The sequence below is a fragment of the Dokdonia sp. R86516 genome (genome assembly GCF_044596715.1).
Taxonomy (GTDB): Bacteria; Bacteroidota; Bacteroidia; order Flavobacteriales; family Flavobacteriaceae; genus Dokdonia.
The window spans coordinates 1670283-1686483 of record NZ_CP138998.1 but is presented as its reverse complement, the minus strand read 5'-3'; the positions used below and the strand labels follow the sequence as shown (position 1 = coordinate 1686483).

The 16201-nt window shown below is 38.1% G+C and carries 13 protein-coding genes; 6 read left to right on the top strand and 7 right to left on the bottom strand.

Annotated elements, in window-relative coordinates:
• Positions 1 to 26 precede the first annotated feature (26 nt).
• Positions 27 to 1109, bottom strand: a complete 1083-nt coding sequence (locus tag SJY23_RS07695) for an anhydro-N-acetylmuramic acid kinase (protein ID WP_396595903.1) — start codon at positions 1107 to 1109, stop codon at positions 27 to 29.
• Between the two features lie 82 nt (positions 1110 to 1191).
• Between SJY23_RS07695 and SJY23_RS07690 the strand changes: the two genes are divergently transcribed.
• Positions 1192 to 2334, top strand: coding sequence for an acyl-CoA dehydrogenase (locus SJY23_RS07690; protein ID WP_396598084.1), 1143 nt, complete (start codon positions 1192 to 1194; stop codon positions 2332 to 2334).
• 71 nt (positions 2335 to 2405) lie between these two features.
• Here SJY23_RS07690 and SJY23_RS07685 read toward each other — a convergent pair whose 3' ends face one another.
• The 3 genes from SJY23_RS07685 to SJY23_RS07675 are packed head-to-tail and all read right to left on the bottom strand — an operon-like array spanning position 2406 to position 6483.
• The gene (locus tag SJY23_RS07685) at positions 2406 to 3215 is read right to left on the bottom strand and encodes a DNA/RNA non-specific endonuclease (protein WP_396598083.1); all 810 of its coding nucleotides are present in this window, start codon (positions 3213 to 3215) and stop codon (positions 2406 to 2408) included.
• Between the two features lie 7 nt (positions 3216 to 3222).
• Positions 3223 to 4323 carry an ABC transporter permease gene (locus SJY23_RS07680; RefSeq protein WP_396598082.1) on the bottom strand — a complete coding sequence of 367 codons (1101 nt, stop codon included), beginning with the start codon at positions 4321 to 4323 and terminating at the stop codon, positions 3223 to 3225.
• A gap of 3 nt (positions 4324 to 4326) precedes the next feature.
• Positions 4327 to 6483: a carboxy terminal-processing peptidase gene (locus SJY23_RS07675; RefSeq protein ID WP_396598081.1), complete on the bottom strand. Its 2157-nt coding sequence runs from the start codon at positions 6481 to 6483 to the stop codon at positions 4327 to 4329.
• A gap of 147 nt (positions 6484 to 6630) precedes the next feature.
• On the opposite strand from SJY23_RS07675, the gene surE reads away from it, so the two are divergent.
• The 5 genes from surE to SJY23_RS07650 all read left to right on the top strand — a co-directional run bounded on the left by surE (position 6631) and on the right by SJY23_RS07650 (position 11573).
• Entirely contained in the window at positions 6631 to 7404 is a 774-nt protein-coding gene (gene surE, locus SJY23_RS07670) for a 5'/3'-nucleotidase SurE (protein ID WP_396598080.1), read from the top strand.
• Between the two features lie 147 nt (positions 7405 to 7551).
• A complete protein-coding gene (locus tag SJY23_RS07665; protein WP_396598079.1) occupies positions 7552 to 7839 on the top strand; it encodes a hypothetical protein in 288 nt (95 codons plus the stop codon).
• Complete coding sequence (lpxB, locus tag SJY23_RS07660; protein ID WP_396598078.1) at positions 7839 to 8963, top strand: lipid-A-disaccharide synthase; 1125 nt, start codon at positions 7839 to 7841, stop codon at positions 8961 to 8963. The genes SJY23_RS07665 and lpxB overlap by 1 nt, the downstream gene beginning before the upstream one ends.
• Before the next feature lie 23 nt (positions 8964 to 8986).
• Positions 8987 to 9490 (top strand): C40 family peptidase, encoded by a 504-nt coding sequence (locus SJY23_RS07655; protein WP_396598077.1) that lies wholly within the window; start codon positions 8987 to 8989, stop codon positions 9488 to 9490.
• 55 nt (positions 9491 to 9545) lie between these two features.
• The gene (locus tag SJY23_RS07650; protein ID WP_396598076.1) at positions 9546 to 11573 is read left to right on the top strand and encodes a ComEC/Rec2 family competence protein; all 2028 of its coding nucleotides are present in this window, start codon (positions 9546 to 9548) and stop codon (positions 11571 to 11573) included.
• 5 nt (positions 11574 to 11578) lie between these two features.
• Here the strand turns inward: SJY23_RS07650 and SJY23_RS07645 are convergent, their stop codons facing one another.
• The 3 genes from SJY23_RS07645 to SJY23_RS07635 all read right to left on the bottom strand — a co-directional run bounded on the left by SJY23_RS07645 (position 11579) and on the right by SJY23_RS07635 (position 16045).
• Complete coding sequence (locus tag SJY23_RS07645) at positions 11579 to 12121, bottom strand: thioredoxin family protein (RefSeq protein WP_396598075.1); 543 nt, start codon at positions 12119 to 12121, stop codon at positions 11579 to 11581.
• 104 nt (positions 12122 to 12225) lie between these two features.
• Positions 12226 to 13815, bottom strand: a complete 1590-nt coding sequence (locus tag SJY23_RS07640; protein ID WP_035334516.1) for a peptide MFS transporter — start codon at positions 13813 to 13815, stop codon at positions 12226 to 12228.
• Between the two features lie 40 nt (positions 13816 to 13855).
• Positions 13856 to 16045 carry a S9 family peptidase gene (locus SJY23_RS07635; protein WP_396598074.1) on the bottom strand — a complete coding sequence of 730 codons (2190 nt, stop codon included), beginning with the start codon at positions 16043 to 16045 and terminating at the stop codon, positions 13856 to 13858.
• Positions 16046 to 16201: the final 156 nt, after the last annotated feature.

Sequence of the window (16201 nt, the reverse complement as noted above, 5' to 3'; positions counted from 1 at the left end):
CACCTTGTAGAAGAAGTGTTAATAATTTAAGATTGATATAACATTCCACTAGTGTGATCCTGCCCTGCACCGGTCACACTTGCTAGACAGTTCGGGAGGTTCTCAAGTTTTAACACTCCTAATAATCCAAAAATAAGCGCCTCTTTAAATTCAACCAACTTAGGGTCTGGCACTATGAGTTTTACGCTTTCGCGAAAGCGTATCCTGTCTAATAAGTAAGTGTTGTAAGCACCTCCACCGGTAACGAGCACAGTAGCACCTTCTTTAAACTGCGCCGCAAGCTGAATAGCAATATGCTCGGTAAACGTGGCCAACACGTCAATAGATGAAATTTGAGCGGCATCTATAAGTGGAAATATATGCGTGTGCACCCATTCTATCCCAAGAGATTTGGGAGCTGGAAGCTTATAAAACAAAATATCATTTAGTTTATCAAGGAGAGGTTGGTGTACAGTTCCTGTTTTCGCGAAAGCGCCACCATCATCATACTCCTTACCTAATTCCTGTGCATATTTATTGAGCACTACGTTTACAGGAGAGATATCATACGCAATTCTCACACCATTTTCATCTTTAGAAACATTTGCAAAACCACCAAGATTTAGACAATAATCATAATTGCCAAATAACAGTTGGTCGCCTATAGGCACCAATGGAGCTCCCTGACCACCCATTGCTACATCTTGCACCCTAAAATCACAAACCACGCGGTGGTTAACTAAAGAGGCAATTTCTGGTAGATTTCCTATTTGCAAAGTAACTCCCTGATCCGGCTGATGGAGCACGGTGTGTCCATGAGAACAGACTACATCAACATCCACAAGTTTGTTATTTTTTATAAAATCTTTAATTACGTGGGCTAGATAAGCTGTATAATCTTCATTAAGAGCGTCTAGGTCTTCTCTACTAAGCAAATGAGCCGTAGAAAGTATTTCTTTCCACTTTTTAGGATAGGGAACAGTTTCTGCAACGATGATATCACTGGTAAATGATGGATATATCGAGTCATCTTTTGATGGAGAAACACCAATTTCTGCATAGGCACAATCAATACCATCTAAGCTTGTGCCGCTCATCACTCCTATAACGTTATAGTTTTTTTGTCCCATTGGTCTAAATCTATTGAGAAAAAGGCAAGAAACAAGTATCTTTGTGTAGATTTTTTAGATAATTCTTAATAATTCAAACACGATGGATTTTAGCTTAACAGAAGAACATATAATGATACGCGATGCGGCTCGCGATTTTGCCCGTACAGAATTACTTCCTGGCGTTATTGAACGTGATAACATCCAGCAGTTTCCTGATGAACTCGTTAAAAAAATGGGTGACTTAGGTTTTATGGGTATTATGACAGATCCTAAATACGGTGGAGCTGGTATGGATGCTACTTCTTACGTACTTGTTATGGAGGAATTATCTAAAATTGACGCCTCTGCCTCTGTTATAGTTTCTGTAAACAACTCTTTAGTTTGTTACGGTCTTGAAGCTTACGGAAGTGAAGAACAAAAACAAAAATACTTAACTAAACTTGCTACTGGTGAGATGGTGGGTGCTTTTTGTCTTTCTGAACCAGAAGCTGGATCTGATGCAACATCACAAGCTACCACTGCAATAGATAAAGGAGATCACTACGTGATTAACGGAACAAAAAACTGGATTACAAATGGCGGTCGTTCTGATGTATATTTAGTTATTGCACAAACCGACAGAGAAAAAGGTCACCGAGGAATCAATGCTTTTATCGTAGAGAAAGATATGGAAGGTTTTGAAGTAGGACCTAAAGAAGACAAATTAGGAATACGCGGTAGTGACACACACACGCTACAGTTTAACGATGTAAAAGTTCCTAAAGAAAATAGAATAGGAGAAGATGGTTTTGGATTCAAATTTGCGATGAAAACTCTTTCTGGTGGACGTATTGGTATTGCTGCACAAGCATTAGGTATTGCATCTGGAGCTTATGAGCTTGCTCTTAAATACTCTAAGGAACGTAAAGCCTTTGGTACAGAAATCTGCAATCACCAAGCAATCGCTTTTAAACTAGCAGATATGTATGTGGAGATTGAAGCTGCACGTCACCTAGTGATGAAAGCTGCTTGGGATAAAGATCAAGGAAATAACTACGATATGTCTAGCGCAATGGCTAAGCTTTATGCTTCAAAAGTTGCAATGGAACAATCTGTAGAAGCTGTGCAAATACACGGTGGTAACGGATTTGTAAAAGAATACCACGTAGAGCGCCTTATGCGTGATGCTAAGATCACTCAGATTTACGAAGGAACAAGTGAGATCCAAAAAATCGTAATCTCAAGAGGTGTTATCAAAGGATAAAATCTTCCAATATAGATTAACAAAAAAATGCGGCAATTGCCGCATTTTTTATTTTATATAATATCACTTTACTATCTAAGCTTCCAGCCGCTGGTGCTTGTACTCGCTTCAAGCCCATCCTCTACTCCATCATCTAGTTCAGGAAAGAAATCAATACCTGTGAGTTTCTCAATCTGATCTACAGAGGTTACAAATGTTTTTAATGACTTCTTCGATGCCGAGTGATTCATTAAAAAGGCAATCATTTTTACATCACCCCCGGATTGGTCATAAATAATTTTATAAAATGATTCTGGAACAGTCACACCTTCTGTTCCTATTGCACCCATTTTATCTTTGAGAATCCCTCCGGTTACCACATAAACACCATCATACTTTTTTGCCCAATAGCGTACTTGCTGCTCTAGCTCGTTCCATATACCCGCATTAAAATCATGTCGCTGCGGACTAATATTACTTGTCAAAAATGTCTCGTTATAAGCCGCCTTGCTAAACTCTCTATCGCCAGCTGGGCAAAGATGCCCTCTATCATAGCCAGATTTCTTATAATTACGCCAGTGAGCAGACTTTGTCCCTACCTTAGGGTCTACTTCAAAGTAAGGGCGTTTAAAATCGGCATTTACGATGTGCTCTTTTTTAAGTTCATAAGCCACCCACTCTGCTTGTTCATCTTTCTCACTATAACTAAGGGAGTAATAATTATGATGCACAATCTGACCCGTAGTTGATGTAGGCAAAAAGTAAGTGTTAGTAGTAGATTTAGGCTGCTTTCCTTCCTCTACAACTGGCGCATCAATAGCTTGATGAGCATAATTTTCAAATATGTACCATCCTAGTGTAAATAATAGTACTAGTAATGGATAGGTGTATTTTCTTTTCATATATAAATTAACTTTTCACATCTAGCGCATCTCTCAGCGCATTCCCCACAAGCATAAAAGCCATTACGAGTAACATGATTGCTACACCGGGAATGAGCGCAAGATAAGGTTTCCCAAGAATGATGTAGCTATAGTGATCTTTAATCATCGCTCCCCAGCTAGGCGTAGGTGGCTGAGCGCCTATACCTAGAAAGCTCAAACCGCTTTCTATTAAGATGGCTCCAGCAAAATTTGCTGCAGATATTACAATAAGTGGTGCTATTACATTAGGCAATATATGTTTGATGATGATTCGTCCGTCTGTATAACCTAGCGCTCTTGCTGCGGTAACATATTGCATTTGTTTTACTCCCATCACTTGACCTCGTACTACACGAGCGACCTCAACCCACATGGTTAAACCTACAGCAATAAACACCTGCCAGTATCCCTTTCCTAGAGCTAGAGTGATAGCAATTACAAGCAATAATGTAGGGATAGACCACGTCACGTTAATCACCCACATGATTGCAGCGTCAATTTTACCTCCAAAATACCCCGCAAGCGACCCCATAAGTAAACCTATGATAAGCGAAATAAATACAGCAACAAATCCTATTGAAAAGGAAATACGTGCACCTATAAGCATACGACTTAGTAAGTCCCGACCATACTTATCTGTACCTAACAAAAATGTACGTGAGGAGATATTCGCTTTCGCGAAAGCGTTATAATCCTCAACAGCGTCTATTTTGAGCATTTTAGCCATTCCCTCTACGCCATCGCCTACATACTGGATGTAAGTAATACCACTTTCTGAAATAGTATACGAAGTGACGGGAATCTCTGTACTCGTATTCTTACTACCAGAAAACCATTTTGAAAAGAAACTTTGACTCGCATCAACTTGAGCGGGTATGGTGAGTATATCAACAGTAAACCCCGGCCCTTGGGAGTGAATAGAGAGGTGCATTTGATTTGCGTTCTCACTACTATCTGGGGCAATCACATAGGCAAACAATGCAGCTAGGCCACATAAAACGATATATAGTAAACTCAAAACGCCCCAAAAATTCTTCTTGAATTTTTGGAGCGCTAAGCCTGTTAAAGAATTTGCTCGTTGCGACATGAATTAATCTTTTATCGCAGCAAGTTTATCTTTTCTTATATTATTTATTTTGAGATCCTTAAGCACATTTAACGCCTCTTCTACATAAGCATCTTTGGCTAAATTCTTGTGCCAGCGATCACGCTTTTCCTTTAAAATCGTATCACTTTTGAAAAGTTTCTGCTCATAAGGAAGTGACTTGTATGACAACTTAGTATCATAATCATCTATCGCATCAAATTTCTTTGCATACTCCTCACTTTGCGCTAGACGTTCTTTGTACTTCTCATAGTTAAGCGACCACTTCTGATCATCTCTACGATCTTTAATCCACTTAGCATAATCATCTACTAGCTGTAAATGCTCGCTCTTAGACATACGTTGCACACTATTTTCGATAGTTTCATCAAAATCTACATAACCATCCCAAACGTCATAACTTGCGGCTTTAATTTTATCCCATGGAAGCGGGTTTTCTTGATCACGTTCTCCTATATCTATATATTTAAAACGATCCGGAACCACTACATCACTCTTAACTCCTTCTAGCTGAGTAGACCCTCCGTTTACACGGTAGAATTTCTGCGTAGTTAACTTAAGTGCTCCAAGATCTCCATAAGGGTTTTTACGTAAATACTGGTTAAGGTCTGCTACGTTTTGTACAGTTCCCTTACCATATGTTTGTTTACCTCCTATGATGATTGCTCGTTTGTAATCTTGCATTGCTGCTGCGAGAATCTCACTTGCCGAAGCAGATATTTCATTTACTAGAATTACAAGTGGTCCATCCCATAAGATAGAAGAATCTGCATCCTCAAGTACTTCTGGCTCATCGCCACTAGAAGCTACCTGTACAATAGGGCCATCTTTAATAAATAGTCCAGCAATATCCACCACTGTTTTAAGAGAACCTCCACCATTATTTCTAAGATCGATAACTAGACCTTCCATCCCTTGTTCTTTAAGGCGTTCTATCTCTCTCTTTACATCACTTGCAGCGTTCTTTTCTTTATAATCGTCCATTGTAAAGTAAAACTTAGGAAGATTAACGATACCATATTTTCGACCGTCTTTTTCAACCTCTGCAGATTTTGCATACGTTTCTTCAAGCTCCACAATGTCTCTTTCTATAGTGATATTCTGCGTACTTCCATCCAGCTTCGTTTTTACCGTAAGAATCACCTTAGTTCCTTTTGGACCTTTAATGTATTCTATGGCATCTTGAAGGCGCATCCCAACAATGCTAATGGCGTCTTTCTCATCTTCTTGACGCACTCTCATAATAACATCACCTTCACGCAACTCATCACCTCTCCATGCTGGACCTCCAGAAATAACATCTGTAATTTTTATTTCACCATTCTTTTTTTGGAGTCTAGCACCTATTCCTTGAAATTGACCACTCATCTGAGTATCAAAACGATCTTTTGCTACTGGAGCAAAGTAATATGTATGAGGATCAAATTCCTCCACTACCGCATTTAAGAACATCGCAAAATAATCTTGACGCTCTAGCTCGTCTGTAAATTCAAAGAATTCTTTGGTATTATCCTTTACTTCATTTCTGGCCTTAAGCTCTAAGGCTTCGTCGCTAAGAATTTCCTTAGGCTCATCTGTACTTACAACATCTTCACCTTCTTCTGTTGTTTTTTCTTGCTCTTCCTTTTTATCAAAATAAGAACTTAACGCATTTAGCTTTAATTGCTGCCTCCAGCGATTTTTAAGTTCTCTCTTGTTTTTTGCAAAAGGCTGCTTTTCATAATCTGTATCTAAGATTTCATCCTCAGTAAAGTCAAACGGCTTCTCAAGCAAGTCTGCTTGAATCTCATTTGCTTCCTTAGTACGCTCCATAAGACGTGTGTAAGTTAGGTCAAAGAATGTCAAATCCTTATCTCTAATAGCATCATCTATCTTATCCTTGTACTTTTCAAATTCTTGAATATCTTTTTTGTAAAAGAAGCGGCGGTATGGATCTAGTGCATCTATATAATCATCAAATACCGCTGCAGAGAAGTCGTCATCTATATCTTTTGCATCATAATGACCACGCTTAAGTAGATAAGAAATAAGATCAAGTAATGTCTTATCCTTATCTGGATCATCAAATGACTTTGTAGTAAAACTGCAACTCGCTACCGAGAAGAGGAGTACTACTGCGATTAATTTTAAATTCCTTTTCATAAAATCTTTTATTTGCATGTAACTTACAATGTACATTAAAAATTGTGCCACGATAAGAATAACCCTCGTAATCTTTTGTTAAACCCGACTGTCGCTCGAATTGAAGTACAATTTACGTATTTTCGTGCTTAGTTTACAACTCCTCTTATGAACAATAAACCATTAATACTTGTTACTAACGATGACGGTATAACGGCTCCCGGAATACGCAACCTTATCGATGTAATGCTCACCATAGGTGATGTCATTGTTGTTGCGCCAGATAGCCCACAGAGTGGCATGGGACACGCCATTACCATAAACGATACACTTTACTGTGATCCCGTAAAACTTGATCCCGCCGCGACACATAAAGAATATACATGCTCTGGAACGCCAGCAGATTGTGTAAAACTTGCAAACCAGCAGATTGTACCTCGCAGACCAGATATCTGTGTGAGCGGTATAAATCACGGCAGCAACTCCAGCATCAATGTAATTTACAGCGGTACGATGAGCGCAGCAGTAGAAGCTGGTGTAGAAGGCATCCCAGCAATAGGATTCTCGCTACTAGACTACAGTTACGATGCCGATTTTGAGCCTGCAAAAAAATATGTGGAGCGTATCACTCGCCAAGTATTAAAAAACGGACTTCCTAAGGGAATTGTTTTAAATGTAAATATCCCAAAACTACCAGCAGCCGAAATTAAAGGAACTAAGGTATGCCGTCAAGCAAAAGCGCAATGGGTAGAAGATTTTGACAAGCGCACTAATCCTATGGGTAGAGATTACTACTGGCTCACTGGCGAGTTTGTAAATCAAGACAAGGGAGAAGATACAGATGAGTGGGCACTATCTCAAGGATATGTATCTGTCGTGCCAGTCCAATTTGACCTCACGGCTTACCACTTTTTACAAGAACTAAATGAGTGGGAAGACTAGTCTAAAGTTTACAAAGCAATCGTAACTTTGACACACATCAATATCTTTCTATAGCTTAAGGTTGAGAATTCCGCTTTCGCGAAAATTTTAAAACGATAAGCATATTTGTAAAGAATTCAAATTTTGGCGAAAGCCGAAACATTACATATGAAAAAAGACATCATTATAGGGATTGTAGTAGGACTCATTGCAAACGCAATAGGTGTACTGCTGTTTTCTCTATACATAGGCAGCACACAAGACCGAACCATCACAAACGTACTTCAAACAGCAGTGTCTGAAGGTCGTCTAGGCAAAATTATGGCAATAGGCGCTGTGCTTAATTTGCTGGCATTTTTTATGATGCTTAGACAAGGACAAGATGCGAGAGCGAGAGGCGTTCTTCTTGCTACGATTACTATTGCATTTGTAACTATGATATTAATGTTTACCTAATGAAATATTACATTCTTGCAGGCGAGGCCAGTGGTGATTTACATGGTGCAAACCTTATGAAATCACTATATAAAGAAGATCCAGAGGCAGATATACGCTTTTGGGGCGGTGATCTCATGCAGGAAGTAGGCGGTACTCTTGTGACACATTACAAAGAGCGTGCTTTTATGGGCTTTATGGAAGTTGTCACGAACTTGCGTAAGATCACAGGTCTTATTAAAGATTGTAAGAGAGATATTGCCCGTTTTGAACCAGATGCGCTTATACTTATAGATAACTCCGGTTTTAACTTACGCATTGCAGAGTGGGCAAAACCATTAGGCGTAACGACGCACTATTATATCAGTCCGCAGGTATGGGCATCACGCGCTAGTCGTGTTAAAAAGATCAAAGCCTATGTAGATCACATGTATGTGATATTACCTTTTGTAAAGGACTTTTATGACAAACATGACTACAAGGTACATTTTGTAGGTCACCCACTTCTAGATGCGGTTGCTGGTCGTGAGCAAGCAGATGCCGCTACGTTTACAAAAGAACACAAGCTCGATGAGCGACCTATGATTGCATTACTTCCAGGAAGTCGTAAGCAAGAAATAAGCGCTATGCTAGATGTGATGTTAAGCGTAGTAAATGATTATCCGGACTATCAGTTTGTAATCGCTGGAGCGCCTAGTCAAGAGGTATCTTTTTACCAACCTTTCCTCAAAGATTACCCAGTTAAACTGGTAATGAATAAAACCTACGACATCTTAAGTTTTGCAAATGCAGCTTTAATCACGTCTGGTACGGCAACACTAGAAGCTGCTATTTTTAAAGTACCACAGGTAGTTTGTTATAAAGCCAATGCCGTCTCATACAGTATTGCAAAACGCATTATCAAAACAAAATACATCTCCCTAGTAAATCTTATAATGGATAAAGAGGTGGTAAAAGAATTGATTCAAGGAGATTTAAACACTAAGAATTTAAAGCAAGAGCTGGATAAGATCACTAATGATGATTATCGCGCAAAACTCTTTAAAGATTACTTTGCACTAGAGAAAAAATTAGGGGGTACAGGAGCTAGTGACAAAACCGCATCTCTCGTTGTAGCAACAACCAAAGCACAGCTTAGCAATTAAAAACCTACAAGCCCATCTACTATATGAAACAATTATTCACAGTAGTTTCTTTACTTTTTTTATTGACTTCGTGCGGAAGTTCAAAAACCACAACATCTAGATCCAAAACTAGAACTACTGCTAGGGTTAAACATATAAGCGCATCAAAAACAGACCGCATTATCCAGCAAGCACAAGCCTTTAGTGGTACTCGTTATAAATTTGGTGGTACTACAAGAAAGGGAATGGACTGCTCTGGATTGATTTATACTGCTTTTCAAAAAGAAAATATAGTCTTACCTCGTATCTCTAGACAGATGGCACAAAGAGGACAACCTATAAAAGACAAAGAGATCTCTAAGGGTGATTTGTTATTTTTTAGAACGAACAAAAGTAGCAAACGCATAAATCACGTGGGACTCGTCACAAAAGTTACGGGTAATGACATTTACTTTATACACGCAACTACCTCAAAAGGTGTCCTTACTTCTAACCTCAATGAGCGTTACTGGAATGACGCATACATAATGGCCAGACGCGTCTTGTAAATTATAATTTACTATATTACTGACAGTTACACCTTAAAATAGGTTAATTAGTAATATGTTGAAGAGGATTAACACACCCATTTTAGTAATACTTCTTGCCTTCATTGCAGGAATTATTTGCTATGACGCCTACCGCGCCTCTTGGTTCTGGATAGTTATTATCCTCCTACTCACTATCTCATTTCTCTTTGTACTTCACAGACTTGCTTTTAAAAGACCTCTCAATGCTATAGCTTTTACAACAGGTATTTCTGTTGTATTTATAACGCTAGGCTACTTAACCTCTGAAAGAGCAAACGCACTAAACAACGACACCCATTTTACTCACACAAACACTAACAACCCTAGCACCTTCTTATTTACTGTAGACCAAGTTCTTAAGCCCACAATGTATCAAGATAAATATGTTGTTACATTAAAGACAATAAATAAAAAAGCTACTTCAGGTAAGGTAATTCTTAATGTCAGTAAGGATAGTGCATCACAACGTCTTCGGGTAGGAACATGGTATTACACAAGATCTGAACTTTTACCTGTCCCTAAACCCAAAAACCCATTTCAATTTGATTACGGGAGCTATTTAAAAAGAAAACAGATATACGGGCAGCTATCAATTAATAAAAACGAGTTACTTATATCACAACACACCTCTAGCGGATTGAGGGTGTGGGCATCACGCTTTCGCGAAAGCGTACTAAAATCTATACACTCTCATTCATTTACTAGCGACCAACTAGCAGTTATAGATGCACTCGTTCTTGGACAGAAAAATGGCATCGATAAGCAAATGAGCACTAGTTATGCATCTGCTGGAATGATGCATATACTAGCCGTCTCCGGCCTGCATGTAGGAATTATACTTTTATTGCTACGCATAATTACCAAACCAATAGCTGACTATAAGCTGCGGTGGCTTCGGTCTATAATTATTATCGCTATGATATGGGCTTTTGCCTTTATCACTGGACTATCACCCTCTGTATTGAGGGCAGCGACTATGTTTAGCTTTCTTGAGGTAGGACAACAACTAGGTGGAAAAAGAAAAACTACAGATGCAGTTATGGCATCTGCGGTGTTGCTACTTTTATACGATCCATTTCTCATATATCAAGTAGGCTTCCAGCTGAGTTATCTCGCTGTTATTGGTATTTTATGGATTCAGCCATGGTTATCATCTTTTTATACTCCGCGCTACTATATAGACAAGCTTCTCTGGGGTATAGCGACGGTTTCAGTAGCTGCTCAGCTAAGCGTGCTACCCTTGAGTTTATTTTACTTCCACCAGTTTCCAGGATTATTTTTTCTCTCTAATGTTATCATCATCCCCTTTCTAGGAATCATATTAGGCGGTGGCATACTGGTTGCAATACTTGCAGCACTGGATATCTTACCAGATGCTTTAGTAGCAACGTATGGCTACGTTATAGACCTAATGAATGGATTTATTTTTTGGGTTGCCAGTAAAGAGGCTTTTATCACAAATCACATCACAATAAGTTTTGCATTTCTTATAGGCTTATACCTCTGCATCATTTTTAGTATTTCTTTATTCAAAAAATACAATAATCCCAGACTTGTAGCGGCATCTCTATCTATAATATTATTGACCTCTATTATTATTTATGAGAAAAACAATCCTCCCGCTACGCATCTCACGATTTTCAACAAAAGTAAATCTACCATGATAGGTACTTTCCACAACTCCAAGCTTAAAATACATAGCACAGACTCATTACACACCATAATACAAGATAGCAGAGTACGCAATTATAAGGATGGCTTACGCATAGATGAAGTCGCTGTAGAAGGCATGCAGAACTATTTTCGCTTTAAGCGAAAAGAAATACTCGTTATAGATAGCCTTGGAATATACCAATTAGCTAAAGCAAATCCAGATTACATACTTCTCACTCAGTCCCCAAAGATTAATATAACCAGACTTACAGAGAGATTTCCGAAAGCTTTAATCATTGCAGACGCATCAAATTATAAAAGCTACATAACTCGCTGGAAAGAGACTTGTATAAATAAAAAAGTCCCTTTCCATAGCACGTATGAAAAGGGAGCTTATATAATTGAGTGAATATTTTAATTAGGCCACGAGTATTCAAACTCCTTTTGATAAGTTGCCCATTTCTCTTGAGTAGTAATATCTTTATAATCATCGTTACCTACCATCTTAACGTATATTTCTAAACGTTTAGGGGAGTGATAACCAACTATAGGCTGGATATAATTACCCTTTTCATCAAAGAATACCATACTTGGATACCCTTGAAGCTTTAAAGCCTGTGCTAGTTCGTGCTGACTATTACGACTTCTGGACTTTTTAGGATCATAACGAGGATTAGTATATGTATTACCTAAATAGTTAATGATCTCAGTACCTTCTGCATTAAACTTTACTGCATAGTAATTTTCATTTATAAAAGCCGCTACATCAGGATTTGCAAAGGTGTTTTTGTCTAACATTTTACAAGGCCCACACCATACAGTGTACACATCCATAAAAATCTTTTTAGGATTTTTTTGTTGGGCAGCTAGCGCTTCATTCATAGTCATCCAGTTGATTTCTTGTGCGCTCAGTGTTGCTGTAGCAAGAAATAGAAGAAGGTATAATACTTTTTTCATCAAATTCTTTGTTTTAGAGGTAGTCTGTATATGTTTCAAATTCTTACAGACAAAAAACGTTCCACAAAATAGGGAACGTTTTTAAATTATACTATTTTATGTGCTTAGCGTATACCATGCATCATTCTAATAAGTGTTTTATTTAATAGCAACATCACAACCCCAGCTGCCGCAGGTATTACTGTAAATATCAAAAAGAAGATTGCCATACCATGTTCTTCAACAATAGGATCAATATAACTACCTGTTATACCTGCAGCAAAGTTTGCAATAAAGTTTGCTACGAACCAGATACCGAACATAAGACCAACAAGTTTTGCTGGTGCAAGTTTACTAACATATGAAAGTCCTACTGGAGATACGCATAACTCTCCTAGTGTATGAAACAAATATGCAAGCACTAAAAATACCATACTTACAGAAGCCGTCTTAGCACCTAACGGAATTCCCATAGACCCAAAAGAAAGAATACCAAACCCAAGACCTAATAAGATAAGACCTATAGCAAACTTTACTGGACCGCTTGGGTTGTACTTACTCTTCCATATTTTTGAAAATAAAGGTGCAAAAGCAATAATGAAGAATGAGTTTAAGATACCAAACCAAGAAGCTGGAACTTCTGGAGCATCATCTGCAAACTGACGAGATAACATCCAGATTACAATACCCCATATTATAACAAACCCTAAACCTAAGATAATATTAGAAAGGGCGTATTTACCATACGTTTGTTTAAATAGCATCGCTAATACCCATGTAATAATAAGCATAGGCACTACTGTAAGTATTGTGTTGACTATTTTGAAAGTCATACCACTACTACCTTCAAGAACTCTATCTGTATAATCTGCTGCAAAGATGGTCATAGACCCTCCTGCTTGCTCAAACGCCCACCAAAAGAAAATAGTAAAAAATGCAAGAACACTAATTACAATTAAACGATCACGAGTTACTTTAGACTTTTCGGCATCATCAATAACATCTTCAATTGCATCTGCTGCATTTTCTACACCATCTTCTAATACATCATCAAGTTCACCCGCTTTTGCTGGTGCTGACCCTATAGTACCAAAGATTCCTTGAGCAAAATAGAATTGTAGCATTCCCACAAGCATAAAAATACCCGCAAGTCCAAATCCATAGTGCCATCCAACAGATTCCCCTATATAACCGCAAAGAAGAATACCTAAAAAGGCACCAGAGTTGATACCCATATAAAATATAGTGTACCCAGCATCCTTCTCTTTACCTTGATCTTTATACAGTTGCCCTACCATAGAAGAGATGTTTGGCTTAAACATACCATTACCTATGATGAGTAGTACGAGACCTGCGTAAAAGAAAATATCTGAGCTTATCTCAAAAGCCATAGACGCGTGACCTAATGTCATCAATAAAGCACCTATAATTACAGCTTTTCGGTACCCTGTAATCTTATCAGCTATTAAACCGCCTAGAATAGGAGTCACATAAACTAACCCAGTATAAAATGCATATAATTGTAATGCCTCTGCTCGCTCCCAGCCCCAGCCGCCATCAATAATAGCTGATACTAAAAATAAAACAAGTAATGCGCGCATTCCATAGTAGGAAAATCGCTCCCACATTTCTGTAAAGAAAAGCACAAAAAGACCTGAAGGATGTCCTAAAACTGTCTTTTGATTGGTTTCAGAACCACCGAATTTATATTCCATATTGTATTATTTATTTACTGCTAATATAAGTTGTTTATCCTTAAAGTTTCTCTTTTATGAATTCTGTCATCATTGTATATAAATGAAAACGGGTATTTCCACCATAGATACCGTGGTTTCTATCTGGATAGTTGAAGTAATCAAATTGCTTATTTGCTTGCACTAAAGCTTCCACAAGACGTGTAGCGTTCTGCACATGCACGTTATCATCTCCACCACCATGCACAAGTAATAAGTCACCTTCCATCTTGTCTACGTGACTCATAGGAGAATTGTTATCATACCCACTTGCATTTTCTTGCGGTGTTTGCATATAACGCTCTGTATAAATAGAATCATAAAATCTCCATGATGTAACTGGTGCAACAGCTATAGCCATTTCAAAAGTATCTGCTCCTTGAAAAAGACAGTTAGAAGCCATAAAACCTCCATAACTCCACCCCCAGATTCCTGTACGATTTTCATCTATGTATGAACGTTCACTTAATTGTTTGGCCGCTGCTATTTGATCTAGCACTTCATACTTACCTAATTCTTTCTGTGTTACTTTTTTAAAATCACGTCCTTTTAATCCTGTTCCTCTTGGGTCTACACAAACCACAATATAATCGTTTTGCGCAAGCATATGAAACCAATAATCATTAGACGTATCCCACTTATTTGCTACGCTCTGTGATCCTGGTCCAGAATATTGCGTCATAAACATAGGGTACTTTTTAGATGAATCAAAATCTGTAGGTTTAATCATATATGCATTAAGTGACACTCCATTTACATCAATCTCAAAAAATTCTTTTGGAGAGATATCATAACCTGCATATAAATCTTTTAAAGCTTGATTATCTTTTATTACACGTATTTGCTTTCCATCCTTAGCATCATTGAGGGTGAAGCGATAAGGCGTTGTAGTATTTGAGTATGTGTGAATAAAATTGCTAAAGTTTGCACTAAAATCGGCATCATTTGTTCCCTCGTTTACAGCCAGTGCTTGTTTCTTTTTACCATTAAGACCTATCGCATATACACCACGATTTATGGATCCATTTTCTGAGCTTTGGTAAAAAATTCTCTTTGTTTTTGCATCATAACCGTAATATCCTGTCACTTCCCAGTCGCCTGATGTTACTTGCCTCTTAAGACTTCCATCTGCGTTGTGATGGTATACATGGTTCCACCCATCTTTTTCACTCGTCCAGATAAAGCTATTATCTTCTAGAAAGGTAAGGTTATCTGTCACATCTACATACGCCTTATCCGTTTCAAGAACAGCAAGCTTTGTTTGATAAGTAGCCGCATTAAATAGAGAAAGCTTTAATGTGTCTTGGTGACGATTTAATGTTTGTACAGCAAGTACGTTTGGATCTTTTGACCAAGAGATGCGCGGAATATAGTGTCCAGCATTATCACCTAGGTCAATCTCAACATCCTTTGCTTTACGGCTATTTCCGTTATCAAGATTATGTAAACGTAGTGTTACTTTTGCATTTGCTTCACCAGCTTTAGGATATTTAAAAACCGATTGGGTTGGGTATAATTCTTTGCCGTAAATATCCATAGAGAATTCTGGCACGTCTGTTTCATCAAAACGGATATAAGCAATCCTCTTGCTATCTGCACTCCAATCAAAGGCGCGCACAAAACCAAATTCTTCTTCATAAACCCAATCCGTAATACCGTTTATGATACTATTTTTCTTTCCATCTGTGGTGAGCTGCTGGGTTGTACCTTCTGCAATGTTAAACACATATAAGTTGTTACCCTTACCGTAAGCAATCATCTTCCCATCAGGAGAAAATGTAGGCTCTTGGATTAAATCGTCTGATACCTTTGTTAGCTTTCGCGAAAGCGTGTTCCAAACATAAAACTCTCCTAGCGTAGATCTTCTAAAGATCGACTGTAGTTTGGTAGCTAATAAAACCTGCTTTTCATCATCGCTAAACTCGTAGCTTATAAAATAATCAAGGCCATCTATATCTGCACTGCTTACCGCTGTACGCACTTTTTCTCCAGTCGCATAACTATAAATATCTACACTTCCTGTACGTGTTGCTCTGTCAAAGTTTTGAACGGCATACTCCTGTCCATTTGCCATGGAGTGAATAGACTGGAGTCTCTCTGCACTAAAAGTGCCTTCTTTCCATATATCTTCAAGGGTGATTTGCTTTTTTTGCGCAGTGGCGCTCTGGATTGCCATGAGTAAAATGGCACTCAAAAAGAGTTGTATTTTCATATATAATTGCTAATTCTAGTAATGTATCTCAATTTTACTAAAAATAACGCAAAAAGCCCCGTAAAAGCTGTTAAATAGCGCCATATTGTTAAGAAATAAAATCACTACATTATCTATATAAAGCTAGGTTTACCTCATTCTCAGTATCTTTGATAC